Annotated in this window: 20 protein-coding genes, 1 tRNA gene and 6 pseudogenes; 11 read left to right on the forward strand and 16 right to left on the reverse strand. The window is 68.3% G+C overall.

From position 1 onward, the window contains the following. The 6 genes and pseudogenes from accB to Y694_RS09565 form a co-directional block, all read left to right on the forward strand. A partial coding sequence (accB, locus tag Y694_RS09540; protein WP_036231871.1) for an acetyl-CoA carboxylase biotin carboxyl carrier protein occupies positions 1-287 on the forward strand: 287 nt, incomplete at its 5' end. Between the two features lie 13 nt (positions 288-300). Further along, a pseudogene (gene accC, locus Y694_RS09545) lies at positions 301-1,648 on the forward strand (acetyl-CoA carboxylase biotin carboxylase subunit). 16 nt (positions 1,649-1,664) lie between these two features. After that, positions 1,665-2,567 (forward strand): 50S ribosomal protein L11 methyltransferase, encoded by a 903-nt coding sequence (gene prmA / locus Y694_RS09550; RefSeq protein ID WP_036231885.1) that lies wholly within the window; start codon positions 1,665-1,667, stop codon positions 2,565-2,567. A gap of 31 nt (positions 2,568-2,598) precedes the next feature. After that, positions 2,599-3,726: a zinc-ribbon and DUF3426 domain-containing protein gene (locus Y694_RS09555; RefSeq protein ID WP_011830785.1), complete on the forward strand. Its 1,128-nt coding sequence runs from the start codon at positions 2,599-2,601 to the stop codon at positions 3,724-3,726. Between the two features lie 57 nt (positions 3,727-3,783). Beyond that, positions 3,784-4,688, forward strand: a pseudogene (locus tag Y694_RS09560) (carbohydrate kinase family protein). Between the two features lie 129 nt (positions 4,689-4,817). Beyond that, positions 4,818-5,195, forward strand: a complete 378-nt coding sequence (locus Y694_RS09565; protein ID WP_152543431.1) for a hypothetical protein — start codon at positions 4,818-4,820, stop codon at positions 5,193-5,195. Positions 5,196-5,278: 83 nt separating this feature from the next. Here the strand turns inward: Y694_RS09565 and Y694_RS09570 are convergent, their stop codons facing one another. The 8 genes and pseudogenes from Y694_RS09570 to Y694_RS09605 form a co-directional block, all read right to left on the reverse strand. Further along, positions 5,279-5,686 (reverse strand): histone H1-like DNA-binding protein, encoded by a 408-nt coding sequence (locus Y694_RS09570; protein WP_036231875.1) that lies wholly within the window; start codon positions 5,684-5,686, stop codon positions 5,279-5,281. A 217-nt stretch (positions 5,687-5,903) separates the two neighbouring features. Further along, positions 5,904-7,115, reverse strand: a complete 1,212-nt coding sequence (locus Y694_RS09575) for a ribonucleotide-diphosphate reductase subunit beta (RefSeq protein ID WP_011830789.1) — start codon at positions 7,113-7,115, stop codon at positions 5,904-5,906. A 135-nt stretch (positions 7,116-7,250) separates the two neighbouring features. Further along, positions 7,251-10,165 (reverse strand): annotated as a pseudogene (locus tag Y694_RS09580) (ribonucleoside-diphosphate reductase subunit alpha). A gap of 486 nt (positions 10,166-10,651) precedes the next feature. After that, on the reverse strand, positions 10,652-11,242 hold the full coding sequence (gene ampD, locus Y694_RS09585) for a 1,6-anhydro-N-acetylmuramyl-L-alanine amidase AmpD (RefSeq protein ID WP_011830791.1): 591 nt from the start codon (positions 11,240-11,242) through the stop codon (positions 10,652-10,654). Beyond that, on the reverse strand, positions 11,239-12,894 hold the full coding sequence (locus tag Y694_RS09590) for a sigma-54 dependent transcriptional regulator (RefSeq protein WP_051495685.1): 1,656 nt from the start codon (positions 12,892-12,894) through the stop codon (positions 11,239-11,241). The genes ampD and Y694_RS09590 overlap by 4 nt, the downstream gene beginning before the upstream one ends. Positions 12,895-12,933: 39 nt before the next feature. Next, positions 12,934-14,808, reverse strand: coding sequence for a PAS domain-containing sensor histidine kinase (locus Y694_RS09595; RefSeq protein ID WP_036231877.1), 1,875 nt, complete (start codon positions 14,806-14,808; stop codon positions 12,934-12,936). Beyond that, positions 14,808-15,038, reverse strand: a complete 231-nt coding sequence (locus Y694_RS09600; RefSeq protein ID WP_011830794.1) for a PP0621 family protein — start codon at positions 15,036-15,038, stop codon at positions 14,808-14,810. Before Y694_RS09600 ends, Y694_RS09595 begins: the two co-directional genes overlap by 1 nt. A gap of 45 nt (positions 15,039-15,083) precedes the next feature. Continuing rightward, a complete protein-coding gene (locus Y694_RS09605; protein WP_011830795.1) occupies positions 15,084-15,908 on the reverse strand; it encodes an inner membrane protein YpjD in 825 nt (274 codons plus the stop codon). Positions 15,909-16,014: 106 nt separating this feature from the next. Between Y694_RS09605 and ffh the strand changes: the two are divergent. Both ffh and Y694_RS09615 read left to right on the forward strand, forming a co-directional pair. Then, a pseudogene (gene ffh / locus Y694_RS09610) lies at positions 16,015-17,387 on the forward strand (signal recognition particle protein). A gap of 77 nt (positions 17,388-17,464) precedes the next feature. Continuing rightward, positions 17,465-18,262 carry a DUF2726 domain-containing protein gene (locus Y694_RS09615; protein WP_161727981.1) on the forward strand — a complete coding sequence of 266 codons (798 nt, stop codon included), beginning with the start codon at positions 17,465-17,467 and terminating at the stop codon, positions 18,260-18,262. 16 nt (positions 18,263-18,278) lie between these two features. Here the strand turns inward: Y694_RS09615 and ftsY are convergent, their stop codons facing one another. Continuing rightward, positions 18,279-19,331, reverse strand: coding sequence for a signal recognition particle-docking protein FtsY (gene ftsY / locus Y694_RS09620; protein ID WP_036231881.1), 1,053 nt, complete (start codon positions 19,329-19,331; stop codon positions 18,279-18,281). Positions 19,332-19,461: 130 nt separating this feature from the next. Between ftsY and rsmD the strand changes: the two are divergent. From rsmD to Y694_RS09635, 3 genes and pseudogenes are all read left to right on the forward strand, one after another. After that, positions 19,462-20,075: pseudogene (gene rsmD, locus Y694_RS09625) on the forward strand (16S rRNA (guanine(966)-N(2))-methyltransferase RsmD). A gap of 87 nt (positions 20,076-20,162) precedes the next feature. After that, the gene (coaD, locus tag Y694_RS09630) at positions 20,163-20,612 is read left to right on the forward strand and encodes a pantetheine-phosphate adenylyltransferase (RefSeq protein ID WP_049820916.1); all 450 of its coding nucleotides are present in this window, start codon (positions 20,163-20,165) and stop codon (positions 20,610-20,612) included. A gap of 76 nt (positions 20,613-20,688) precedes the next feature. Next, positions 20,689-20,928, forward strand: a pseudogene (locus Y694_RS09635) (YfhL family 4Fe-4S dicluster ferredoxin); the annotation flags it as partial. 544 nt (positions 20,929-21,472) lie between these two features. Here Y694_RS09635 and pth read toward each other — a convergent pair. From pth to Y694_RS09670, 7 genes are all read right to left on the reverse strand, one after another. After that, the gene (gene pth, locus Y694_RS09640; protein ID WP_036231883.1) at positions 21,473-22,171 is read right to left on the reverse strand and encodes an aminoacyl-tRNA hydrolase; all 699 of its coding nucleotides are present in this window, start codon (positions 22,169-22,171) and stop codon (positions 21,473-21,475) included. Positions 22,172-22,462: 291 nt separating this feature from the next. Beyond that, positions 22,463-23,107 (reverse strand): 50S ribosomal protein L25/general stress protein Ctc, encoded by a 645-nt coding sequence (locus tag Y694_RS09645; protein ID WP_011830804.1) that lies wholly within the window; start codon positions 23,105-23,107, stop codon positions 22,463-22,465. An 82-nt stretch (positions 23,108-23,189) separates the two neighbouring features. Then, complete coding sequence (locus Y694_RS09650; RefSeq protein ID WP_011830805.1) at positions 23,190-24,155, reverse strand: ribose-phosphate pyrophosphokinase; 966 nt, start codon at positions 24,153-24,155, stop codon at positions 23,190-23,192. Between the two features lie 94 nt (positions 24,156-24,249). After that, positions 24,250-24,326, reverse strand: a tRNA-Gln gene (locus Y694_RS09655). 60 nt (positions 24,327-24,386) lie between these two features. Next, a complete protein-coding gene (gene ispE, locus Y694_RS09660; RefSeq protein ID WP_011830806.1) occupies positions 24,387-25,250 on the reverse strand; it encodes a 4-(cytidine 5'-diphospho)-2-C-methyl-D-erythritol kinase in 864 nt (287 codons plus the stop codon). Between the two features lie 12 nt (positions 25,251-25,262). Continuing rightward, positions 25,263-25,787, reverse strand: coding sequence for an outer membrane lipoprotein LolB (locus Y694_RS09665; protein ID WP_011830807.1), 525 nt, complete (start codon positions 25,785-25,787; stop codon positions 25,263-25,265). After that, positions 25,784-26,988 (reverse strand): tetratricopeptide repeat protein (locus Y694_RS09670; RefSeq protein WP_036231884.1); only part of this gene is annotated, 1,205 nt, incomplete at its 5' end. The genes Y694_RS09670 and Y694_RS09665, both read right to left, overlap by 4 nt.

Consider the following 26,988-nt stretch of genomic DNA (forward strand, 5'->3'; position numbering starts at 1 on the left):
GCGCCGCCGCGCCGGCACCGGCGGCGGCTGCGCCGGAGCCCGCCGCGCCGACCGGACACAGCGTGAAGTCACCGATGGTCGGCACCTTCTACCGCTCGTCGAGCCCGGGCGCCAAGGCCTTCGCCGAGGTCGGCCAGGAGATCAAGGAAGGCGAGCCGATCTGCATCATCGAGGCGATGAAGATCATGAACGAGATCGAGGCCGACAAGTCGGGCACGGTCACCAAGATCCTCTGCGAGAACGGGCAGGCGGTCGAGTTCGGGCAGCCGCTGTTCATCATCGAGTGAGGCAGAGCACTCGATGTTCAAGAAGATCCTGATCGCCAACCGAGGCGAGATCGCCCTCCGCATCCAGAGAGCCTGCCGCGAGCTCGGCGTGCGCGCCGTCATCGTCTACTCGGAGGCCGACCGCGACGCCAAGTACGTGAAGCTCGCCGACGAGGCGGTCTGCATCGGCCCGCCGGCCTCGGCGCAGAGCTATCTCAACATGCCGGCCATCATCGCCGCCGCCGAGGTGACGGATGCCGAGGCCATCCACCCCGGCTACGGCTTCCTCAGCGAGAACGCCGACTTCGCCGAGCGCGTGCAACAGAGCGGCTTCACCTTCATCGGCCCGACGCCGGAGTCGATCCGCGTGATGGGCGACAAGGTGGCTGCCAAGCAGGCCATGATCAAGTCGGGCGTGCCCACGGTGCCGGGCGCCGAGGGCGCGTTGCCGGACGACCCGAAGGAGATCATCCGCCAGGCGCGCGCGATCGGCTACCCGGTCATCATCAAGGCCGCCGGTGGTGGCGGCGGACGCGGCATGCGGGTGGTGCACACCGAGGCGGCGCTGATCCACGCGGTGCAGACGACGCGCGCCGAGGCCGGCGCGGCCTTCGGCAACCCGACCGTCTACATGGAGAAGTTCCTCGAGAATCCGCGCCACATCGAGATCCAGGTGCTGGCCGACACCCACCGCAACGCGGTGTGGCTGGGCGAGCGCGACTGCTCGATGCAGCGTCGCCACCAGAAGATCATCGAGGAAGCTCCGGCGCCCGGCATCCCGCGGCGCGTGATCGAGCGCATCGGCGAACGCTGCGTCGCCGCCTGCAAGAAGATCGGCTATCGGGCGCCGGTACCTTCGAGTTCCTGTACGAAACGGCGAGTTCTACTTCATCGAGATGAACACCCGCGTGCAGGTCGAGCACCCGGTGACCGAGCTCGTGACCGGCGTCGACATCGTGCAGATGCAGATCAAGATCGCCGCCGGCGAGAAGCTGCCGTTCACGCAACGCCAGATCGAGATGCGGGGCCACGCGATCGAGTGCCGCATCAACGCCGAGGACCCGTACAAGTTCACGCCGTCACCGGGCCGCATCACGATGTGGCATCCGCCGGGCGGCCCCGGCGTGCGGGTCGATTCGCACGCGTACACCAACTACTTCGTGCCGCCGAACTACGACTCGATGATCGGCAAGATCATCACGCACGGCGACACCCGCGAGCAGGCCTTGGCCCGCATGCGCACGGCGCTGCTGGAGACGGTGATCGAAGGGATCCAGACCAACACGCCGCTGCACCGCGAGTTGGTGGTCGACGCGAAATTCGTCGAGGGCGGCACGAGCATCCATTACCTCGAAGGCTGGATGGCCCAGCGCAAGCGCTGACGTGGCAGACACGAGCATGTTCGAGCTGGTGTTGCTCGCCCGCGAGGAGCAGGTCGAGTCAGTGTCGGACGCGCTGATGGAACTCGAAGCGCTGAGCATCTCGGTCGAAGACGCGGACGCCGACACACCGTCCGAGCAGGCGTTGTTCGGTGAACCCGACATGCCTGCACCGAAGGCCGGTTGGCAGCGCTCGACGCTGCGCGCCCTGTTTCCGGACGAGTCCAGCGCGACCGATGCGGCGACGCTGTTGCTGGCTCAGGAGTGGGCGGCCGATCTGCAGGTGCACTCGCTGCAGCCGGTGCCCGAACAGGACTGGGTGCGATTGACGCAGTCGCAGTTCGCGCCGGTCGAGATCACGCCGACCTTCTGGATCGTGCCGTCATGGCATGAGGCGCCGGCCGCGGCGACGCAGGTGATACGGCTCGACCCTGGCCTCGCCTTCGGCACCGGCACGCATCCGACGACGCGCATGTGCCTGCGCTGGATCGCCACGCACGAGGCTGCGGTGCGCGGCCGGCGCGTGCTCGACTATGGCTGCGGCTCGGGCATCCTTGCCATCGGTGCCGCACTGTTCGGGGCCGCGCCGATCGACGCGGTCGACATCGACCCGGCGGCGATCCAGTCGACTCGGGACAACGCACATGCCAATGGCGTGACGCTCGAAGCCGGGCTGCCCGAACGCGCCGGCAGCCCGTCGGCCATCTATCCGCTGGTGCTGGCCAACATCCTGGCCACACCGTTGAAGCTGCTGGCGCCGCTGCTCAGCGCCCATGTCGCCGCGGGCGGCCACCTCGTGCTGGCCGGCATCCTGGAGCGCCAGGCCGCCGAGCTGCAGGCCGCCTATGCGCCATGGCTTGTGCTCGAGGTCAGCGATCGCGAAGACGGCTGGATCCTGATGACCGCCCGCCGCGCCGCCTGAGAAGGGCCTGCGCGATGGCATCATTCGCAGCATGAGCCTGGCCACCCGCTGCACCGCCTGCGGCACGATCTTCCGTGTCGTGCAGGACCAGCTCAAGGTCTCGGAAGGCTGGGTGCGCTGCGGCCGCTGCCAGGACACCTTCAACGCGCTCGAAGGCCTGTTCGATCTGGAGCGCGAGGCACCGCCGCAGCGTATCCCGAAGGCCGGCGCTACGCAGTCGGTGGTCGAGGGCATGGCCGAGTTCGTTGCGAGCCATCACCCCGGCAACAGCGAACACGGCGCACTGCCGGCCATGCCCGCGACCCAGGAGCATGACGCGATCGAGTCGCGCTTCTTCGCGCCGCAGTCCGACGACAGCCGCTCGGACGAGCACCCCGATTTCGCCGATGCCCGCTTTCCGAGCGAGTTCCCGCCCGACGCCGCGGCACTGGAACCGGACGCGACCGAAGATCCCGTCGATGCGCTGCCGCCAGCCAGCCCCAAGAGCGCGCCGCCGTCCACGCCATTGCTGCAGCGCTGGCGCGACAGCCGTGCCGCGCGACAGGCGGCCGCGATGAGTTCGCTGCTGGAGGCGCCGATCGGGGACGAGGCGGCGATGCCGCCGCCCGCTGCGCCGGCCGTTGCCGGCACTCCCGGCTTCCTGCGCCAGGCCGAGGATGCGGCGCGCTGGCGCCGCCCGCGGGTGCGCGCCTCGCTCGTCGTGGCTGCGGCACTGCTGATCGGCACGCTGCTCACCCAGATCGCTGTGCAGTACCGCGACGCCTTCGCGGCACAATGGCCGCAGGCGCGGCCGACACTGGAAACGCTGTGCGAGGTGCTGGACTGCCGCATCGAGCCGCTGCGGCGCCTTGCGGCCATCACCGTCGAATCGAGTGGGCTGACGCAGGTGGAAGGCAGTGATGCCTACCGGCTGAGCCTGACGCTGCACAACCGGGGCCAGGTGGATATCGCCCTGCCGTCGGTCGATCTCAGTGTGACCGACAACAGCGGCACCCTGGTCTCGCGGCGCGCGCTGGCGCCGGCCGATTTCCGCACCGCCACGGGCGGTTCAGTGCCCGGCGTGGCGCTCGCCCCCGGATCGGAAAGTCAGTTGCAAGCACTGCTGACGGCGCGCGGCGCACGCATCAGTGGCTACACGGTCGAGCTGTTCTATCCCTGAGCCCCTTGCTCGTCGCCGATCGACCGCCCTTTTATTCTTCCTCGTCTCGGAGTTGCCATGCCGGCCCTGATCTGCGGTTCGCTCGCGTTCGACACCATCACCATGTTCCCCGGCCGCTTTGCGCAACAGATCCTCCCTGAGCAGATCCACATCCTCAACGTGTCCTTCCTGGTACCCACGCTGAAGCGCGAATTCGGCGGTTGCGCCGGCAATATCGCCTACACCCACCAGCAGCTGGGCGGCACGCCGGTGGTGATGGCGACGCTCGGCGCCGACGGCGACGGCTACCTGCAGCGGCTGCGCGATTGGGGCGTGAGCACGACCCTGGTCAAACGCATCGATGAAAGCTACACGGCGCAGGCGATCATCATCACCGACCAAGACAACAACCAGATCACCGCCTTCCACCCCGGCGCGATGCAGTTCGCACAGCGCACGGCGGTGCCCCCACGGGGTGACCTGGCGCTCGCGATCGTGGCACCGGACGGCCGCGACGCGATGATCGAGCATGCCCAGCAGTTGCACGAGGCCGGCATTCCATTCATCTTCGATCCGGGCCAGGGCCTGCCGATGTTCGACGGCACCGAACTGCGCCGATTCGTCGAGCAGGCGAGTTGGGTCGCGGTGAACGACTACGAGGCGAGGATGCTGTGTGACCGCACCGGCCTGAGCTCGAACAACTGTCGCGCTCCCACTTGCGCGGCCTGTTCGTCACACTGGGCGCTGACGGCTGCGAGGTGTGGGAGCAGGGGCAGGTCCGGCGCGTTCCTGGCGTGACCGCCACGGCGATCGTCGATCCGACCGGTTGCGGCGACGCCTTCCGCGGTGCGGTGCTCTACGGCCTGGAGCGCGACTGGCCCCTGGCGCGCTGCGCCGAACTCGGAAACCGCGTCGGCGCGCTGAAGATTGCGTGCGCCGGCCCGCAGAACCACCGCATCGATCGGGCCGCGCTCGGACTCTGAATCGGTATCGACTGTGCCGTAATGCACAGTCGTGAGGCAGCGGCGCCCTCGGAGACAGCGACACGCGAGATGGATTCACGGACGCAGTGGCGGCCGAGCAGCTATCGTTCGCATCAGGCTGAGTGGCCGGTGAAACTGCGGCCGCCGATGGAGTGTGCGATGACTCTCACGAACTGGCTGCTGTTGATGGGCGCTGCGCTCGCGCTGGCCGCGCTTTCGTGGCTGATGTGCGCCTGGTGGTATCGACGCCAGTTGAGTGCCGTGCTGCAACGCCTCGAAAAGGCCCGCGCCGTCGCGGGCCAGAATGCAACGCAGGCCAAACGCCAGATCGCACAGTTGCAGAAGGAACTGGCCGAACGCCCGGCGCTGAGTGCGGTTCAGCGCGAAGCCCGCGACAAGGCCGCCGATGCCGCCGCGCGCAAGCAGGAACTTGCCGAGAACCTCGACCGCGGCCGACTCGCGACGGCCCTGCCTGCGAACGGCTTCGCCGACACGCAACCTCTCTAGACCGACCGCGTACTGCCGCTGCTGCTGCGCCCATGAAAAAGCCCGGCCGGAGCCGGGCTTTCAACTCTGGTCGAGCCAATCGCTCAGGGCTTGGTGCCCGTCGGGAAAGGCCAAGCCGCTTGCGGGCTGAGCGTGGTCTTCGCTGCCGGGGCTGCAGGCGCAGCAGGGGCGGCGGGAGCCTTCTTCGCAGCCGGCTTCTTCGCGGCTTTCTTCGCAGCCGGCTTCTTGGCAGCCTTCTTCGCGGCAGGCTTCTTCGCCGCGGCCTTCTTGGCAGGGGCCTTCTTCGCCGCCGCCTTCTTGGCCGGAGCCTTCTTCGCCGCCGCCTTCTTGGCCGGAGCCTTCTTCGCTGCCGCCTTCTTGGCCGGAGCCTTCTTGACTGCAGCCTTCTTCGCCGGGGCCTTCTTGGCCGCGACCTTCTTCGCCGGGGCCTTCTTGGCCGCAGCCTTCTTCGCAGGGGCCTTCTTAGCGGCCGGTTTCTTCGCAGTTGCCATCACGATTCTCCTTGATCAAGTTGCAAAGAGCACTGTGCCGCTCGATACGGCACAGCGATTCACTGCCCATGGGGCTGCCTTGGAGAGACGCTCCGGTGCAGTGAATGGGGTCGTGGGCAATGCGTTGCGCTTCTGCGTCGCTAACGTCTCACCCACAGATCTTGATTTGTTGTCTTCCTTCTTCTTCAGAGCCCGAGCGCCGTGCGCACGAGGTGCTTCAATCCCAGGAGAGCGCGCCACCGGACTGGTACTCGATGACGCGGGTCTCGAAGAAATTGCGCTCCTTCTTCAGGTCGATCATTTCACTCATCCACGGGAACGGGTTTTCCTCGTTCGGGAAGAGCTCCTCCAGGCCGATCTGCGTCGCGCGCCGGTTCGCGATGTAACGCAGGTAGCCCTTGAACATGGACGCGTTCAGACCGAGCACGCCGCGCGGCATGGTGTCTTCGGCGTAGCGGTATTCCAGTTCGACGGCCTTCATGAACAGGGCCTTGATCTCGGCCTTGAATTCGGCGGTCCACAGCTGGGGGTTCTCGAGCTTGATCTGGTTGATCAGGTCGATGCCGAAGTTGCAGTGCATCGACTCGTCACGCAGGATGTATTGGTACTGCTCGGCCGCGCCCGTCATCTTGTTCTGCCGACCGAGCGCGAGGATCTGCGTGAAGCCGACGTAGAAGAACAGACCTTCCATCAGGCAGGCGAAGACGATCAGCGATTTCAGCAGCGTGCGATCGTTCTCGAGCGTGCCGGTGTGGAAGTTCGGATCCATGATCGCGCCGATGAAGGGGATCAGGAACTCGTCCTTGTCGCGGATCGACTGGACCTCGTTGTAGGCGTTGAAGATCTCGCTCTCGTCCAGGCCCAGCGACTCGACGATGTACTGATAGGCGTGCGTGTGGATCGCTTCTTCGAAGGCTTGGCGCAACAGGAACTGCCGGCACTCGGGCGCGGTGATGTGGCGGTAGGTGCCCAGCACGATGTTGTTGGCGGCCAGCGAATCGGCGGTCACGAAGAAGCCGAGGTTGCGCTTGATGATGCGGCGCTCGTCTTCCGACAAGCCGTTCGGATCCTTCCAGGTCGCGATGTCGCGCGACATGTTGACCTCTTGCGGCATCCAGTGATTCGCACAGGTGGCGAGGTACTTCTCCCACGCCCACTTGTACTTGAACGGCACCAGTTGGTTGACGTCGGTCTGGCCGTTGATGATGCGCTTGTCGGCCACGTTGACGCGGCGCGTGCCCGCTGCCGCCGAAGGCTTCACGGCATGGGCCGCAGCCGGAGGCGCATCGAACAAGGCAGCAGACTGCGTTGCGGGCGACGAGGAAATCGGGGATGACGGGTCTGTGGCCCGTGCATCGCGCAGCGATGAGGGCGGAGTGTGATGCGTCGCAGTGGAGGCGGAACGAGCGTCGTCTTCCCAAACCAGCATGGTGTACTTCCTGTGAACTGAATTATCGGAGTGTTGTGTTCAAACACCAAGCACTTGTTGACATCGAAGCGCTGAAGTTGTTGCGGTCGTGCATCGCTTGCAGGCGACCACGACCGCACGACACGCATTGGCGAATCACTGACAGGCCTCGCACGTCGGGTCGTCGATCGCGCAGAACTTCATGTCGGTGGCGGGCACGCTGCTCGCAGCATCGAACTGCGCTTGCGCTGCAGCAGCCACGGCATCGACACCACCGCTGCCGCTCGACACGGCATTCAGGTGCCCCGCCTTCACCGTCGATTTCTCGGCATGCGTCGCGCCCACCGTGCGCAGGTAGTAGGTGGTCTTCAGGCCACGCTGCCACGCGAGCTTGTAGGTGTCGTCGAGCTTCTTGCCGGACGCGCCCGCCATGTAGATGTTGAGGCTCTGCGCCTGGTCGATCCATTTCTGGCGGCGTGCCGCCGCCTCGACCAGCCAGGTCGGCTCGACCTCGAAGGCCGTCGCGTAAAGCGACTTCAGTTCCTCTGGCACGCGGTCGATGCGACGCAGCGAACCATCGAAGTGCTTGAGGTCCATCACCATCACGTCGTCCCACAGACCGAGCTTCTTCAGATCACGCACGAGGTACTCGTTGATGACCGTGAACTCGCCCGACAGGTTGGACTTGACCGACAGGTTGCTGAACGACGGCTCGATCGACGCGTCCACGCCGATGATGTTGGAGATGGTCGCGGTCGGAGCGATCGCCACGCAGTTGGAATTGCGCATGCCGTGCTGCTGGATGCGCGCGCGCAGCGCGTCCCAGTCGAGCGAGGTGGAACGGTCGACGTCGACGTAGCCGCCGCGCTGCTCGGCCAGCAGATCCAGGCTGTCGATCGGCAGGATGCCGCGGTCCCACAGCGAACCCTTGTAGCTGGAATAGCGGCCGCGCTCCTCGGCCAGTTCGGTCGAGGCCCAATAGGCGTGGTAGCACACCGCCTCCATCGAACGGTCGGCGTACTCGACCGCCTGCTGCGAAGCGTAGGCAATGCGCAGTTGGTAGAGGCTGTCCTGGAAGCCCATCACGCCCAGGCCGACCGGGCGGTGGCGCAGATTGGAGTCGCGTGCCTTCTTGACCGCGTAGTAGTTGATGTCGATCACGTTGTCGAGCATGCGCATCGCCGTCGACACCGTCTTCCTCAGCTTGGCGTGGTCGATCTCCAGACCCTCGGCGCCGTGCATCAGGTGCTGGGCGAGGTTGACCGAGCCGAGGTTGCAGACCGCGATCTCGCTGCCGTTGGTGTTGAGCGTGATCTCGGTGCACAGGTTCGAAGAGTGCACCACGCCGACATGCTGCTGGGGCGAGCGGACGTTGCAGGCATCCTTGAACGTGATCCACGGATGCCCGGTCTCGAACAGCATCGACAGCATCTTGCGCCACAGGTCCTTGGCCGGCACGCGCTTGTAGAGCTTGAGCTCGCCTCGATCGGCCTTCTGTTCGTAGGCGGTGTACGCCTGCTCGAAAGCGATGCCGAACTTGTCATGCAGGTCCGGGCAGGTGGACGGCGAGAACAGCGTCCAGTCGCCGCCTTCGATGACGCGCCGCATGAACAGATCGGGGATCCAGTTCGCGGTGTTCATGTCGTGGGTGCGACGGCGGTCGTCGCCGGTGTTCTTGCGCAGCTCCAGGAACTCCTCGATGTCGAGGTGCCAGGTTTCCAGGTAGGCACAGACCGCCCCCTTGCGCTTGCCGCCCTGGTTGACGGCCACCGCGGTGTCGTTGACGACCTTCAGGAATGGCACGACGCCCTGCGACTCGCCGTTGGTGCCCTTGATGTGGCTGCCGAGCGCACGCACCGGTGTCCAGTCGTTGCCCAGACCACCGGCGAACTTGGAGAGCAACGCGTTCTCCTTGATCGCCTCGTAGATGCCGTCCAAGTCGTCGGCCACGGTCGTGAGGTAGCAGCTCGACAGCTGCGAGCGGCGCGTGCCGCTGTTGAACAGCGTCGGCGTGCTCGACATGAAGTCGAAGCTCGACAGCACCTCGTAGAACTCGATTGCCCGCGCCTCGCGGTCGACCTCGTTCAGCGCCAGGCCCATGGCCACGCGCATGAAGAAGGCCTGCGGCAATTCGATGCGCGCCTTGCGAACGTGCAGGAAGTAGCGGTCGTACAGCGTCTGCAGGCCGAGGTAGTCGAACTGCAGGTCGCGGTCGGCCTTGAGCGCCTCGCCCAGGCGGCGCAGGTCGTACTGCATCAGCCGCTCGTCGAGCAGTTCGGCCTCGACACCCTGCTTGATGAAGCCCGGGAAGTAGTCGGCATAGCGCTGCTGCATTTCCTCGTGGAGCACCTCGCCGCCGAGGATTTCGCGGCGGATGGTGTGCAGCAGCAGCCGCGCAGTCGCCCGCGTGTAGGCCGGGTCCTTCTCGATCAGCGTGCGGGCGGCCAGGATGGCGGCCTTGTAGACCTCGTCGATCGGCACGCCGTCGTACAGGTTGCGCTGGGTCTCGGCGAGGATCGGCGCAGCCTGCACCTCGCTGCCGAGATTGGCACAGGCCGATTCCACCAGGGCCTGCAACCGGCCGGTGTCGAGCGGCACGCGCTGGCCGCGATCGATCACGTGCAGCGCGACGGCCGGCGCCACCGGCGCAGCGCCCTGCTTGGCGCGCTCCTGAGCGCGGCGCTCGCGGTACAGCACATAGGCGCGGGCGATCTCGTGGTGCCCGCCGCGCATCAGCCCGAGTTCCACCGCATCCTGGATGTCCTCGATGTGGAAGGTGCCGCCGCCCGGACGTGAACGCAGCAGCGCGCGCACCACCGATTCGGTCAGACCATCGACCATCTCGCGGACGCTGGCCGAGGCCGCACCCTGCGTGCCGTGCACGGCCAGGAAGGCCTTCATCAAGCCACGGCGATCTTGTTCGGCTCGAACGCCACCACCGCTCCGTTGCGCCGGATGATCTGGTAGCCGGCATAGGCCGAGCTGCCGGGAGCCGCCCGCGAAACTGCGGTGGCGGCGAGCGCGCCGCCGGCAAGAGCGGCGGCCGGAACGCTGGAGCTGATGGATTGCATGAGGTCCCTTTCGGTTCTTATGAGATGACGGTGTTTGCGACGGGCCGGCGCAAGGGGTTCGACTGCGGGTGATCGCCTGGGTTCAGCCTTCGAGGTACCAGCGTGCACGGGACACGGTGCGCCATGAACTGCCGATCGCCATCGTGACAGCGGGACGATCGGAGCAGACGCAGCGCCGGGCTGTACAACGCCGCCTGGACGGGGCGGCCACGAGGTCGATGTTCACGCGAGAGCGACCCCGGACGTGCTCGGCTCAGGCAGGACGGGAAGGCATCGGCACACTATATCTAGCGCTCGTCGCCTCTACAAGCACTATATGTAGCGTGTCACGACTTGAAACGTGGCGACCTTTCTCACACCTCGGAGACAAGCCGCATCAGTGCTTGCGCACGACGGCCCGGCCCACGAGTGACGCGCCTCCAGCGCGAAAATCGGCCGCCAGGCCGCATGGAACCTGCCTTCGCCAAACGCGCTCGCTTCGCGCCTTCAGCGCGAGGCGAGCACACCCTTGGGAAAGTACCGATCCGGCCATTCTGTCAGCGACTGCAGGCGCACCCACTCGAAGCCGGCGCCGGGGTCGAGCTTGCGCCCGGGAGCCACGTGCTCATGCCCGGCCACGTCGCGCAACGGATGCTGCCGCGCGAGCGCGTGCAGCAACTCGGCGAGGCGCTCGTACTGCGACGGCTCGAAGCGCTCGCCCTCCAGACCTTCGAGCTCGATGCCGATCGAATAGTCGTTGCAGTTCTCCCGGCCTCGCCACGCCGAGCGGCCGGCATGCCAGGCCCGCCGCGCTGTCGGCACGAACTGCAGCAGCTCGCCGTCGCGCCGGACGACGAAATGCGATGACACCTCGAGGCCGCGGATCTGCTGGAAATAGGGGTGAGCATCCCAGTCGAGCGTGTTGGTGAACAGCCGCTCGATCGAGTCGCCTCCATAGCTGCCAGGCGGCAGGCTGATCGAATGGATCAGCGCCAGCGTGACCTCGGTGCCTTCTGGCCGCGGCCCATGGTTGGGCGAATCGACGCGGCGCGCAGCCGACCACCAACCGTCCTGCCAGTGCGTGCCCTGCAGGCTCACGCCCGCCCCGATCCGGCGGGCGGCAGTTCGTCATCCGAGTCGTCGGCACCCGGCCCGATGGCCACGCCATGCTCGGCGACCATGACCCCCAGCCGCGCCATGCGATAGCGCATCTGCCGCAGCGAGAGACCGAGGCTGGCGCCTGCAGCAGTGCGATTGAAGCGGTAACGCTCCAGCGCACGCACGAGGATGTCGCGCTCGACGCCGTCGAGGTAGGCGGCGAGATCGTCCGGCAACGGCGTCGGCAGCGCCGCGCTCGCCGGGAACTCGGCGGCGCTCGGCGTCGGCACACCCGCTGGCAGCGCCGCCAGCTCGGCACGCCCGCTGTCGCTGAACGCCGACTCGGGCAGGTCGAGGTCGCCGACATCGATCACATCGCCATCGCACAGCGCGACGGCCCGGTGCAGCAGGTTCTCGAGTTCGCGGACGTTGCCGCCGAAGGGGTAGCGCAGCAAGTAGGCGAGCGCGTCACGCGTCAGCCGCGGCGGCGGACTGACTCCGGCGTCGGCGGCGATGCGCTCCAACACGCGCTCGCAGATCGCCGGCAGATCCTCGAGCCGCTCGCGCAGCGGCGGCACCCGGATCTGGATCACGTTGAGCCGGTAGTACAGGTCCTGGCGGAAGCGCCCCGCCTGCACGTCGGCCGCCAAGTTCTTGTGTGTCGCGCTGACGATGCGAACGTCCAGCGCCGTCTCCGTCGTCGCGCCCACCGGCCGCACCGAGCGTTCCTGGATCGAGCGCAGCAGCTTGCTCTGCATCGACAGCGGCAGATCACCAATCTCGTCGAGGAACAGCGTGCCGCCACGCGCGGCCTGGAAGAAACCGTCGCGGTCCTCGTTCGCCCCCGTGAACGCACCGCGTCGGTAGCCGAAGAACTCGGCTTCCAGCAACTGCTCAGGGATCGCCCCGCAGTTCACCGCAATGAAGGGCTGACTCCGGCGCACGCCGCTGTCGTGGATCGCCCGTGCGACCAGCTCCTTGCCGGTGCCGGACTCGCCATGCACCAGCACCGGTGCCATGCTGCGCGAGACCTTCTCGATCAGCGAACGCACCTGCTGCATCGGGGCCGAGTTGCCGGCCATCCGCGCCAGCGCGCCGGCCGGAGGGACCACCGCAGCGGCCGGGCCGATCACGATCGTCGGCACCGGGCGTGCGGCAACGCCGGCGCGCGAGGGCCTCGCCGCCCCGGACTCGGACGGCAACTGATCGGGCTGCACCGTCGGACCGCTGGCCGCGGCCCGACCGAGGGCAGACGCCACGACGCTGCGGAACAGTTTCAGGTCGACCGGCTTGGTCAGGTAGTCGTAGGCGCCGGCCTTCAGCGCCTCGACGGCGCTTTCCGCCGAGCCGTAGGCGGTGATGACGATGGTCTTCTCGCGGCGCCCGGCTTCCTCCAGGCGATGCAGCAGGTCGAGCCCGCTGCCGTCGGGCAGACGCATGTCGGTGATCACCGCGCTGAACGTGCGGTCGGCGAGTTGGGCCCAGGCGTCCTCGACACAGGCTGCGGTCTCGATCTCGTAGCCCTCACGCAGCAGCGTCAGCTCGTAGAGGGTGCGCAGGTCGGGCTCGTCGTCGACCACCAGCAGGCTGAAATGCGAGGCCGGCTCATGGCGTCGCTCCCGGGGTGGAGCATCGCCGCGCCGACAGGTCATGTGCCGTCGAAGGGCTGAAGTCGCTGGGCACTGAAATTCTCATGCGCTGAAGTGAAGCCGGGAATCGCCGTCCGGAAGCAGCGTGCGCCGCATGGCGACCGAGAACACGTTGCGGTGGCGCTCCGGCGCGCCGCGTGAGCTGTATTCGATGCTGGCGCCGTAGCGCTCGCACAGCTCACGACAAATATACAGTCCCAGTCCGGTGCCGCGGCTGCGCGTCGAGAAGAAGGGCTCGAACAGGTAACGCTCGACCTCGGGCGCGATCTGCTCGCCGTCGCTTCCCACCGTGAGCAGGGCTCGGCTTTCGCTCGCCGCAGCGAGCCGCAGTTGGACCGCACCGGGCGTCCGGCTTCCGTGCCGCAGCGCGTTGTCGAGCAGATTCACCAGCACGCGGCGCAGGTGCTCGCCGTCGAACACCACGCCGAGCGGCTCGCTCGGCAGGTCGACCCGCAGCACGCTGTCGGCACCGATCGCCAGGCCCGCGGTGCGGGCCCACTCGCCGCAGATGGTGGCGACCTGCAGACTCGCGTCGAGCGGCGCCGGCTCGGGCAGCAGGCTCGGTGCAACCTCCATCACGTCGTCGACGATGCGCTTCAGGCGCTCGGCGTTCTCATCCACCATGCGCGTGAGCTGCACCTGCTGCGCGCTGCTGGCGTCTTCGGCCAGCAGCGCATTGGCTTGCATGATCGCCGCCAGCGGATTGCGGATCTCGTGCGCAATGCCGGCCGACACGCGACCCATCGCCGCCAGCTTTTCCTGGCGCACGCGCGCCTGCACCGTGCGCAGGTCCTCCAGGAAGAGCACGCAGTAGTCCTCCGGCGCCCCCGTCTCGCGGCGACGCGTGAAGCGCACGCGCAGGCGCAGCTGTCGCGGCCCCGTATCGCTGGAGGCCACACGGGGCAACACCACGTCGCGCCCCCCCTCGGGCCAGTGGCCCTCCCCGAAGGCCCGGTCCACGGCCCTGACCAGGGGCTCCCAGGCCTGCACACCGGTCAGCGAGAAGCTGTCGGCGGCGCTGATCAGCGGCTCGTCGAGCAGATGGCGCGCCGCCGGGTTGGCGGCGCGCACCCGGCCACGGCGGTCGACGACCATCACGCCGTCCTGCATTTCCTCGAGGACGAGGCGATTGAGTTGCGCCTGCTGGCGCGCCAATTCGAGGCTGCCGCGCGCTGTCAGCTCCTCGCGCGCCAGCCGACCGGACAACTCGCCCGCCATCAGGCTGACCACGAACAGGCCGACGCCGGCCAGGCCCGCCTGCGTGAGCTGCAACGTTGCCTCGCCGGTCACGTCCACATTGAGCCCCGCGGCAGCAAGCAGGATCAAGGTGCACCCGGCGGCCACTCCCAACGCCTGCAGACGCGGCGTCAGCACACCGGCCATCAGCACCGGCAGCACGAGCAGCGCCGAGTAGTTCAGCACGCCTCCGCCGGCCAGCAGATGCAGGACGCCGAAGCTCAGCATGTCGACCCCGATCGTCGCCATCCAGTGGCGGCGTCGCAGACGCGACTGCAGCGCCGGCTGCATCGGACCCAGCAGGTTGGGCAGCACCCACAACAGGAGCGCGGCCATCGCGTAAAGCGAACACAGCGACAGCACCAGCTCTCGCTGTGGCCGCGGACTCAGCCAGGTGATCGCCACCTCGGTGGCCAGCAGCGCGAGACCGAGCACCGCGCGCGAGGCCACGAAGGCACGGTAGAGCCGGTACACCGCGCTCTGGCCCGACCCGGCGATCCGCCGCGCCTGACGCGACAGGAAGCGCGAATCGGCAGCATCGGTCTCGCGCCACTCGCCACGGTCGAAGCGCGACTGCGCCGCATCGTCGTCACCGGGCAGGCCGAGATCGATCGACCCGAACCACGACGCCCCGCCATCCGCAGGGGCGCGACGGCGACCCGATCCGGTCGTGCCCGCCATCAGCGTGAGTCGCCGTGGGCGAGCCGGTGCGCGTCGCTGCAGTAGTGGCCCTGCAGGCCCGCCACGGCCTCGGCTCGCGGCAGGTGCACGCCGCAGTGAACGCACTCGATCATGGCCTGCGGCGCACTGCCCTCGGACGCGGGCGCACGGTCGGGGCGTACCGCACGTGGCCGCGAACGCACGAGCCACAGCACGGCCACGATCACCAGCAGCAGGACCAGGTACTTCATGCGTGAAGGGACGTCGGAAAGACAGAAGAAGGCCGTGCTTCGCCGTCAGGTCGTGCGGTGGAGGACCACTTCCAGCACGAAGCGCGAGCCGACGTAGGCGAGCAGCAGCAGCCCGGCCCCCACATAGAGCCAGCGCGTCGCCAGCCGGCCCCGCCACCCGAAAGCGCGGCGCCCGGCGAGCAGGGCCGCGAACACACCCCAGGCCAGCACGGAGAACACGCTCTTGTGATCCCAGCGCCAGGGCGAGGAGAACCACCAGCCGAGCAGCAGCGTGGCCGACAGCACGACGAAGCCGGCCGCCACGAAGCGGAAGGTCAACTTCTCCAGCCGCAGCAGCGGCAGCCCGGGCGACGGCACGCGCGGCGCTTCGCCTGCCGCCGGCTTGCTGCGCAGGCGCTGCTCCGCACGCCGCAGCAAGGCGGCGTGCAGCAGCGCGGTGCCGAACAAGCCATACGACGCAATGCCGAGGATCCAGTGCAACGGCGCCCACGGTGAGCCAGCGTGCGGGCGCAGTTCGCCGGGAAACACCAGGGTCAGCACGACGGCAGCCGCACCCAGCACGGCCAGCGTGCGCCGCACGCCGGCCAGCGGCACAAAGCGGCTTTCGATCGCATACACCGCCAGCACCAGCCACAGCGTCACCGACAGCGCGGGCGCGAAACCGAAGCGAGCGCCCGGCTGCGCCTCACCGACGCCGGCCGCGTGGAGGCCGATGGCCAGGCCATGGCCGATCCATCCGACCGCCAGCACGACGCCGAGCCATGTGGCTTCGCGCCTGAACGCAGCGACAAGGTAGGCCAGCAGCGCCACGATGCTCGTCGCGGCCAGCGGCAGCAGGCTCGCAGCGGAGAGGCCGGGCGATAAAATCATGCTGCGCAGTGTACGTTCGCGCCCCGGGCCGCAAGGGGTGCGCGCCGGACGGCCGGCTCCGCAGCGCGCCGCGCCCCGACACAGCACCAACCCGAGACCTCCTCCCATGGCATCCGCCCTTTCCGAACGCCTGAGCCGCCTGGTCAAGACCATGCGCGGCCAGGCCCGCATCACCGAAGACAACGTGCAGGACATGCTGCGCGAGGTGCGCATGGCGCTGTTGGAGGCCGACGTCGCGCTGCCAGTGGTGCGCGACTTCATCGCCCGCGTGAAGGAAAAGGCACTGGGTCAGGAGGTCGTCGGCTCGCTGTCGCCGGGGCAGGCGCTGGTGGGCGTGGTGCACAAGGAGCTCGCGGCGACCATGGGCGCCGGCGGTGTGGCCGAGCTGAACCTCGCGACGCAACCGCCGGCGGTGATCCTGATGGCCGGCCTGCAGGGCGCCGGCAAAACCACGACGACAGCCAAGCTCGCCAGGCACCTGATCGGGCGCAAGAAAAAGGTGCTCACGGTGTCGGGCGACGTTTACCGGCCGGCCGCGATCGAGCAGCTGAAGACGGTGACCCAGCAGGCCGGCGCGGAGTGGTTTCCGTCGCAGGCCAGCGACCAGCCGGTCGACATCGCGCTGGCCGCGGTGGACTACGCGAAGAAGCACTACTTCGACGTGCTGCTGGTCGACACCGCCGGCCGCCTGGCGATCGACGAAGCGATGATGGCCGAGATCCGCGCGCTGCACGCGGCGCTGAACCCGATCGAGACATTGTTCGTCGTCGACGCGATGCAGGGCCAGGACGCGATCAACGTTGCCAAGGCCTTCAAGGAAGCGCTGCCGCTGACCGGCATTGTTCTGACCAAGCTGGACGGTGACTCGCGCGGCGGCGCCGCGCTGAGCGTCCGCCAGGTCACCGGCGCGCCGATCAAGTTTGCCGGCGTGTCCGAGAAGATCGACGGCCTGGAGCTGTTCGATGCCGAGCGCCACGCCGGACGGATACTCGGCATGGGCGACATCCTCGCGCTGGTCGAGCAGGTGCAGCAGGGCGTCGACCTGCAGGCGGCACAGAAGCTCGCCGACAAGGTGAAGTCGGGCTCGGGCTTCGACCTCGAGGACTTCCTCTCGCAGATCTCGCAGATGAAGAACATGGGAGGCCTGTCGGGCCTGATCGACAAGCTGCCCGCGCAGATGACCGGTGGCAAGACGCCACAGCTCGGCGCCGCGACATGGACCGTGCCGAGCGCGACGTGCGTCGCATGGAAGGAATCATCCGTTCGATGACGCCGCTCGAGCGGCGCAAGCCCGAGTTGCTCAAGGCCAGCCGCAAGCGCCGCATCGCCGCCGGCGCGGGCGTTCAGGTGCAGGAGGTCAACCGCCTGCTGAACCAGTTCGAGCAGATGCAGGGGATGATGAAGAAGATGAAGGGCGGCGGCATGATGAAGATGATGAAGCGCATGGGCGGCGGCGGAATGAAAGGATTTGTTCGCTAGCCCGAAAGCGTGCGTTGTTCTCTTGACGCTCTTCGGCGCCCCACTTACGTTCATCGTCGGGGTTTTGGAGGATGACGATGATGGGCGATCCGATGGTTTTGCAGGCGCTGGCGGTGCTGTTGGCGGGCCTGATGCTGGTGGTACTGGCGCGACGCCGCGGTGGCCGTGAACGCCCGGAAAGTCCGGGCCGCGACAAGCAGCGCGACAAGCGCGTCGAGGCGCTCGACACCGTGGCCGCGTGGCCGCCCGAAGCCACCCGCGTGCTCACGCTCAAGGAGCGCAAGGCGCAGTTGGTGCTGCAGCAGGCCCTGCCCGAGTACACCTTGCTGGCGCAGGTGCCCCTGGCCCGCTTCATCCGCGTGCCGACCCGCAATTCGTACCACGAGTGGATGCGCCGCGTCGGCCAGATCTGCGCCGACCTGGTGGTCTGCGACACGGTCTCGCAGGTGATTGCCGTCGTCGAAGTGCGCCGCCCGCCCGGCAAGGACGGTGAACGCACCGTGCGCCGCCACGAGCGCATGGACCGCGTGCTGCAGCAAGCCGGCATCCGCGTGATCGTCTGGAACGAGGACGCACTGCCGAGCGTCCCGATGGTGCGCGACCAAGTGGTGAACACGTCGCAGGGCCTTCGTACCGAGGACGGCGGCAGCCGTGTGCGCACCCGCCGGGCAGCGGTCATGCCGGGGGTGCTCGTGACCGAGGTCGCCGGCAGCGCCGCGCCGGCGGCGCGGCCCACGATGGTGACCTTGCAGGACGTGCTCGAGGACCTGGACCGCGAGGCAGCTGACGGCGCCACGCTGGCGGAGCCCGCCCAGTCGACCTGGTTCGACGATCTGTCGTCCGCGTCGATGCCGCTCGACGCGCCGGCCCGCTGAACCTGGCGCGTCCGGCTCAGGTCAGCAGCGCCTGCGAGAACTCGCGCGCGTCGAAAGTCTCCAGATCCGCGAGCTTCTCGCCCACGCCGATGAAATAGACCGGCACCGGCGAGGCGCCGTCACGCTCGCGCGACCACAGCGCGATCGCCGCCAGCACCCCGCCCTTGGCAGTGCCGTCGAGCTTGGTGACGACCAGCCCGGTCAGCCCCAACACGGCATCGAAGGCCTTGACCTGGGCCAGCGCGTTCTGCCCGGTGTTGCCGTCCACCACCAACAGCACCTCGTGCGGCGCGCCGTCCATGGCCTTGCCGATGGTGCGCTTGATCTTGCGCAGCTCTTCCATCAGGTGCGCCTGCGTCGGCAGGCGGCCGGCGGTGTCGGCGACGACCACATCGCAGCCGCGGGCCTGCCCGGCCTTCACGGCATCGAAGCTCACCGCGGCCGGGTCGCCGCCTTCCTGGCTGACGATCTCGACGCGGTTGCGGTCCGCCCACACCGCGAGTTGCTCCTTCGCCGCTGCGCGGAAGGTGTCGGCCGCCGCCAGCAGCACCTTCAGGCCGCCGTCGGCAAGGTGGCGCGTGAGCTTGCCGATGCTGGTCGTCTTGCCCGCGCCGTTGACCCCCGCGACCATGATCACCGTCGGCCGCGTCTCGCCCAGCACCAGCGGCCGCTGCAGGGGCGCAAGCAGTTCGGCCAGCGCGTCGACCAGCAACAACTTCACCGCGGCAGGATCGGTGGCCTTGTGCTCCTTGACGCGCCGCTTCAGGTCGGCGAGCAGGTGCTGCGTGGCGGGCATGCCGGCGTCGGCCATCAGCAGCGCCGCCTCGAGTTCCTCGTACAGCGCCTCGTCGATGCGCGTGCCGGTGAACACCTGCGTGATGCCGGATCCGGTGCGCCGCAGCCCGCTCTTGAGCCGGTCGAGCCAGGGGCGGCGCTGTTCGGCAGGCGCCGCAGCAGCCACGCGGACTTCGGCATCAGGCCCGGGAGACGGTGCGGATGCTGCTGGGGCCTCGGGGCCGGTCGGCGGTGGCGCCACGACCGGCGCCTTCTTCTTGAAGAAACTGAACATGTGGCCCGGATTCTAGGGACAGGCCGCCGCGGCCTCTCTGGGACGCAGCGCCCCACACGCACCACGGTGAGCCCGGCGCGCGAGCGATCGTCACCGGCGCACCGGAGAAGCGGCTGCCTAGAATCGGCCGATGCCCCGTGCCCCCGCTGCCGCTCGCCCCGCCGCCACGCCAGCCAGGCCGGGTGAGGTCCGACTGATCGGCGGGCAGTGGAAGCGCAGCAAGCTGCCGGTGCCCGTGGCTCCGGGGCTGCGCCCCACGCCCGACCGCGTGCGGGAGACCTTGTTCAACTGGCTTGGCCAGGACCTGAGCGGCTGGCGCTGCCTCGATGCCTTCGCCGGCAGCGGCGCGCTCGGTTTCGAGGCAGCCTCGCGCGGCGCCAGCGACGTGATGCTGCTCGAGCGCGACGCCGCCTGGTGCGCGGACTGTGCGCAGTGCGGGCGCGACTGGCGGCCCACGCGGTGCGCATCGAGGCCGCCGACGCGCTGGCGTGGATGACGCGTTACGCCGGCGCGCCCTTCGACTTGGTGCTGCTGGATCCGCCCTTCGACGGGGGCCTGTTCGAGCCGGCGCTGCGCGCTGCGCAGCGCGTGCTGGCACCCACCGGTCGCGCCTACCTCGAAGCCGACCGGGCGTTCGAGGCCGAGACGCTAGAGCCACTCGGCTTCGCGCTCGATCGGCACACCCGCGCCGGGCAGGTGCATGCGCACCTGCTCCGCCCCGCGGACCGTGACGCTGCGGCATAAACTTCGCCACCCTGCCCGCTCCGCGAAGGAAACACCGTGCCCTTCAACCCCGGCCTGAGCGCCGTCTACCCCGGTACCTTCGACCCGATGACGCTCGGACACCAGGATCTGGTGCGTCGCGCCAGCGCGCTGTTCCCCCGTCTGATCGTCGCCGTGGCCGCCGGCCACCACAAGCGCACCATGTTCACCATCGCCGAACGGCTGGAGATCGCGCAGGAACTGCTGGCCTCGCATCGCAATGTCGAAGTCATCGCGTTCCGCGGGTTGCTGCGCGACTTCGTCGTCGAGCACGGCGGCAAGGTGGTGGTGCGCGGCCTGCGCGCCGTGAGCGACTTCGAATACGAGTTCCAGATGGCCGGCATGAATCGCCAGCTGATGCCCAACGTGGAAACCGTGTTCCTGACCCCGAGCGACCAGTACCAGTTCATCAGCGGCACCTTCGTGCGCGAGATTGCCACCTTGGGCGGTGATGTTTCGAAGTTCGTGGCACCCTCGGTCCTCCAGCGCCTGAAACAGCGCGTCAGCCAGGCCACATGACACACCGGATGTCCGTCCCGATCGACAACGCCCGCCGCGGGCTCGGCGGCCGTGCGCCGCTGCATCGGAGCTCCCCATGGCCCTGATGATCACGGACGACTGCATCAACTGCGACGTCTGCGAGCCCGAGTGCCCCAACCAGGCCATCTCGCTCGGGCCCGAGATCTACATCATCGACCCGGCCAAGTGCACCGAGTGCGTCGGTCACTTCGACGAACCGCAGTGTGTGCAGGTCTGCCCGGTCGCCTGCATCCCGGTGAATCCGGCGCACGTCGAGAGCCCGCCGCAGTTGTGGGCCAAGTTCAGGGCGCTCGTCGGTGAACCCGCGTCGCCAGACGTGTCGCCGCTGCCCCCCTCCGGCACCGCTGCGGCTGAATCGCCGTTCTGTGTTCAACGGGTCGGCGGGGCCGCCGTTCCGGCGCGCGTCTTCTTGGCACCGGGCGGCACAGGCCCTGTCGCCTTGAAATCTCCGGAAGCACCGGCCGGAGGGTTTGCAGGCCGCTTCGCGTGCCGCCGCTTCTTCGGGTTCGGCTTGCCGGCAGTCGCGTGCACCTCTGCGTCCTTCTGCGTTGGCGCGCTCAACGAAGCCGCCCTCACGCTCACCGACTCGGCTTGGCGTCGCTCGTGGGCGAGCGCATCGGCCAAGCGGGCATCGCGCCGCGCCGCCTCCATGGCCTGCTGGCGCTGGGCCGGCGTGCGTGCGTCGTCATCGACGCGGAGCGTGCGCCCGTCCGCACAAGGCTGCTGCGAGTAGCTGCGTCCGTCGGCGCCGCAGCGGTAGACAGCCCCCTGGGCGCTGGCGGCCTGCGGTGCCGCGGCGGCGAACAAGCCCAGCACCAGCAGTGACAGCATCCCATGCTTCATGGAGGATCGCCCTGGGTGGTGGCCGGGGCGCTGCCGGCAATATCGGGCGCCCTAGGAGCATCCGCCGCAGCAGGAACCCCAGTGCCCGCGACCGCCACCGGCCGCGGCGGCTTCGGCCGGGGCGGCTTGCTGGTGTGCAGGCGCAGCGTGGCCTTGCTCATGTCACCGGACAGCAAGGCGTCGACAGCAGTCAGCGAGCGCACGATGCAGGCATCGATGGCCTCACGGTGCTCGCGCGTGGGCTTGCCGAGCACGTAGTTGGCCACCTCGGCCTTCACACCCGGATGACCGATGCCCAGCCGCAGACGCCAGTAGTCAGTGGAACCGAGTTGCGCATGGATGTCGCGCAGGCCGTTGTGGCCGGCATGGCCACCGCCCTGCTTGAGCTTCATCTCGCCCGGCGGCAGGTCGAGCTCGTCGTGGGCCACCAGGATCTCCTCCGGAGCGATCTTGAAAAAGCGTGCCAGCGCCGCTACCGACTTGCCCGACACGTTCATGTAGGTCTGCGGCTCCAGCAGCCACACCGGCCCGACAGGCGTGTTCACTCGCGCCACCAACCCGTGGTACGCGCGCTCCGCGTGCAGCGAGGCCTTGAGCTGGCGCGCGACGGCGTCCACCCACCAGAAGCCGGCGTTGTGGCGAGTGGCCTCGTACTCCGGGCCCGGGTTGCCGAGCCCCACCATCAGTCGAATCATGACAAAGATTATCGTGAGGACCCAGACCGAGCCACACCGTGGAAAGCGTGCAGCCACGAAGGAGCTTCTCTCTCCTCTTGCGATCTTTCATCGAGTCGGAACAGGTCGAGTCTGCGTAGGCAAGGCATGTCCCTGTGTGGAGATCTCAGCGTACTTGAAGCCCGCATCCGTGGTCGCGCCCCCATGAGAGGGAGTTGCCCAGATCGTGTAGCGGGCCCCGGTGCGACACGGACAACAAAAAGCCCCGCCGAAGCGGGGCTGGAAGCATGGGCAGCGAACACCCAAGAAGAATCACTTCTTGTTCTGCTTCTCGCTCTTCTTGCCCTTGGCAGCTGGCGCGGCAGCGGTCGGGGTGGCGACTTCGGCCGGGGCTTCTTCCGCGGCCTGCATCACCACGGTGGCGATCACCGGGTTCTTCTTGCCGCGCAGCACCACCTTCACGCTCGGGGGCAGCTTCAGGTCATTGACGTGCAGCGACTGGCCCTTGGCCAGTTCGCCCAGATCGACCGTCAGGTACTCGGGCAGTTGCGAGGCCAGGCACTCCACCTCGAGTTCGGTCACCACGTGCGAGATCAGGCCCTTGTCGAGCTTGACGCCCGGCGCGTTCTCTTCGTTGACGAAGTGCAGTGGCACCTTCTTCGTGACGCGCGTGGTGGCGTCGACGCGCTGGAAGTCGACGTGCAGCACCTGCGGGCGGAAGGCGTGCATCTGCACATCACGCAGCAGCACCTGCTGGCTCTTGCCATTGAATTCCATGTCGAGCAGGGAGGCGTGGAAGGCTTCCTTCTTGAGCGCGTGGAACAGCGCGTTGTGGTCGAGCTCGATCTTCAGCGGCTCGCCGGCGCCGTAGACGATGCCCGGCACCTTGCCGGAAATACGCAGGCGGCGGCTCGCTCCGGTCCCCTGCAGTTCGCGCGGATAAGCGACGAATTTCATGAGTTTTCTCCAAAAGGAAGGTGCCCGCGACCAGGCACCCTGTGTGAACCCGCACGCCCCATGCGCACGGGCAGAACCCGGCTCAGAAGTTGTTGTTCTGCTCCGAGAAAAGCGAGGTGACCGACTCACCGTCCGAGATGCGGCGGATGGTCTCGGCAAACAGGAAGGCCACCGACAGCTGGCGGATCTTGGTGGTGGCCTTGGCCGCCGCGTTGAGCGGAATGGTGTTGGTGATCACCACCTCGTCGATCTGCGAGTTCTTGATGCGCTCGATCGCCGGGCCGGAGAACACCGGATGCGTGCAGTAGGCGAACACGCTCTTCGCGCCGCGCTCCTTCAGCACCTCGGCGGCCTTCACCAGGGTGCCGGCGGTGTCGATCATGTCGTCCATGATCACGCAGTTGCGGCCGTCGATCTCACCGATCACATGCATGACTTCCGACACGTTGGCCGCGGGGCGGCGCTTGTCGATGATGGCGAGGTCGCAGTTGAGCTGCTTGGCCAGCGCGCGGGCGCGCACCACGCCGCCGACGTCGGGCGAGACGACGATCAGGTCGTCGTAGCGGCGGCTCTTCAGGTCCGACAGCAGCACTGGCGAGGCGTAGATGTTGTCGACCGGAATGTCGAAGAAGCCCTGGATCTGGTCGGCGTGCAGATCCATCGTCAGCACGCGGTTCACACCCACGGCCTCGAGCATGTTGGCAACGACCTTGGCGCTGATCGGCACGCGGGTGGAGCGCGGGCGGCGGTCCTGGCGCGCGTAGCCGTAGTAGGGGATCACGGCGGTGATGCGGCCGGCCGAGGCACGCTTGAGCGCGTCGACCATGATGAAGAGCTCCATCAGGTGCTCGTTCGTCGGGGTGCAGGTGGGCTGCACGACGAAGATGTCGCGCGCCCGCACGTTCTGCTGGATCTCGACCGTGACTTCGCTGTCCGAGAACCGCCCGACGGCCGCGCGGCCCAGTTCGATGCCGAGCGAGGTGGCGATCTCCTGCGCCAGCGCCGGATTCGCATTGCCGGTGAAGATCACGGTGTTGGAGGAGAGCATCACGCCTCCGAGGCGGTCGTTCGTTGGAAAAAACCTGTCCGATCAAAAAACATGGCGCCCGGAACGCGGGCGCCATGCTTCCTGGGTAAAGCTTTGGCAGGGGAAGAAGGATTCGAACCTTCGCATGTCGGAATCAAAATCCGATGCCTTAACCAACTTGGCGACTCCCCTACACAGGACACCGCTCCGGCTTGCGCCCGAGCCACGCCCGAAACCGTCGCATGGCGATGATCAGCCGGCCCAGAGCGCCAGCGGATGCACCGTCAAGCCGCGGCACATGCGTCCCACCCACGACGGAGGAAGCGAAGCCGCTTCCATCATCGCAACCGTCGGTGACTCGCCGGTGCCGGCCTCCGCGAACACCGCGCTGCCGGATCCCGACATGCGGCTTGCGCCGTAGCGGGATTGCAGCAGCGCCAGAGCCTGGACCACCTCGTCGCTGTACGCCATTGCGGGCGTTTGCAGATCGTTGTGGCCGAACTCGACTGCGTTTGCAGAGAAGTCCGAGATTGTAGCAGCAGCGGTGTTCCTCACCAACAGCGGGCTGCCGAAGATCGCCACGGTGGGCACCGCCACAGCGGGCTTCAGCACGGCCCACCAGCGCGGCGCCAGCTCGATGGGCGTCAGTCGTTCGCCGATGCCCTCGACCCAGGCGTTGTGACCGCCCACGAAGAAGGGCACGTCGGCGCCGAGCTGCAGGCCCAACGCCAGCAGCCGCTCGCGCGACCAGTGCAGGCCCCACAGGCGGTTCAGCGCCAGCAGGGTGCTGGCGGCGTCGGAGCTGCCGCCGCCCAGGCCGGCGCCCCAGGGTACGTCCTTGTCGATCGAGATGTCGGCGCCGAGCGGGCAGGCGCTCTCGCGCTGCAGCAGGCGCGCCGCGCGCAGGCACAGGTCGTCCTCGGGCAGCGCGGCGGCCAGGTCGTGGCGGACCAGGCGGCCGTCGAGGCGGCGTTCGAAATGCAGGGTGTCGGCCCAATCGATCAGCGCGAACACCGACTGCAGCAGGTGGTAGCCATCGTCGCGCCGGCCCGTCACGTGCAGGAACAGGTTCAGCTTGGCTGGCGCGGGAACGTCGTAGAGGGCTTGCAGACTCATCGGCGGGCCTTCTCAGGGGGCATCGTCGAGCTTGGCGCGCACGCTCACCACGGGGAGCGCGGCGCGGCGCGCCTCGACCCAGCCCTCGGCCCGGCGCGACACGTCGACCACCCAACCGAGCTGCGAAAAGCCCTGCGGTTGCGCCGCGCTCGGCGCGCCGGGCCAGGGCCGGGCGTGAAGCCAGTCGAACAGCGCGGCGAGCGGTACCCGCTCGCCCAGCGCGTCTTCCGCCAGGCTCTCTAGGTCGGGGTAGAGGCGCTCGCCGTCGCCGGAGCGCAGGCGAACCTGCCGCGGCGACCAGTCGGCGCGGGCGAGCTGGATGCCGAGCGGCGTCGTCAACGACAGCTGGCCCGACTCGGACGAACCTTCCAGTTCGAACGCCGCATTGAAGTTCCGTGCCGCGTCGCCCTCGACACGCACCGACAGCCGTCCCGCCAGCCGCTCGCCCTGGGGCGCCGGCGTGCCAACGCCGGCGCACCCCGCCAGCCACACTGCCGCAGCACACGCGGCGGCGAGCAGTGCGCAGCCACGCCTCACAGATCGACCTTGAGCCGCGCCAGGGTTTCCTTCAGCACGTCGTTCGTGGCGTCGCGGGCCCGGGCCTCGGCCCAGATCCGACGAGCCTCGTCGCGCCGGCCACTGACCCAGAGCACCTCACCCAGGTGCGCGGCGATCTCGGTGTCCGGTCGTGCGCCGTGTGCCTGCCGCAACCAGCGGATCGCCTCGTCATGGTTGCCGAGCCGGTACTCGACCCAGCCCAGGCTGTCGATCAGGAACGGATCGCCCGGCGACAGCTCCAGGGCCTTGATGATCAGCTGGCGCGCTTCCGGCAGGCGCTGGTTGCGATCAGCGAGCGAGTAGCCCAGCGCGTTGTAGGCCTGCGGCTGCTGCGGCTTCAGCGCGATCACGCGACGCAGCAACTGCTCCATCTCGGTCATGCGGTCGAGCTTCTCGGCCATCATCGCCTGCTCGTACAGCAGGTCGGTGTCGTCGCGGTAGCGGTCGTTGGCCTCGGTCAGGACGCCCAGTGCCTCCGACCACTGCTTCTGGTCGCGCAGCAGTTGCGCCTCCACCAGCAGCTTGGAGCGCGCGTCCTCCGGCTGCCGTTCCGGCAGCGCGCGGATCAGGCTGCGCGCCTCGGCGAGCTTGCCCTGCTGCGCCAGCAACGATGCGCGCCGCGATTGCACCGTCAGTGCCTGGGAGCTGTCGACCTTGGCCAGCCAGCCCTCGGCGGCCTTGAAGTCGCGCCGCTGCTCGGCGGCCTGGGCCAACAGCAGGTAGGCCTGCGTCAGACGCTGCATGGGCGTGGCGGCGTCCTCGTCCTGCGTGGCATCGGCCGCTTCGGTCGATGCCGCCTCGCTGCCGGCCTCGAGGCGCGCGAGGTACTCGCGCAGCGCCGCTTCGGCCTCGGCCGGCTGCTTCAGTTCCAGCCGCAAGGCGCCCAGCGTCAGCCAGGCGTCGACGAACTGCGGCGCGTCGCGCGTCACCGCCTCGAGCTGCGGCGCGGCGTCCGCATAGCGCTGCGCGACAGCCAGCGTGCGGGCATAGACCAGCCGCACCGCGCTGCGCGTGGCGGCCGGAGCCGGTGGCTGGGCCTCGAGAAAGGCCGTGACCAGCGACTCGGCCCGCTGCTCGGTCGGCATCAGTTCAATGGCGAGCAGCGCCACGGCCTCCGACCGCGGACTCAGCGCTTGACCACGGCGCGCGGCGTCGAGCGCGCGCGCCGCATCGCCGGCGG

Source organism: Methylibium sp. T29-B (assembly GCF_000576225.1).
Lineage (GTDB): Bacteria > Pseudomonadota > Gammaproteobacteria > Burkholderiales > Burkholderiaceae_C > Methylibium > Methylibium petroleiphilum.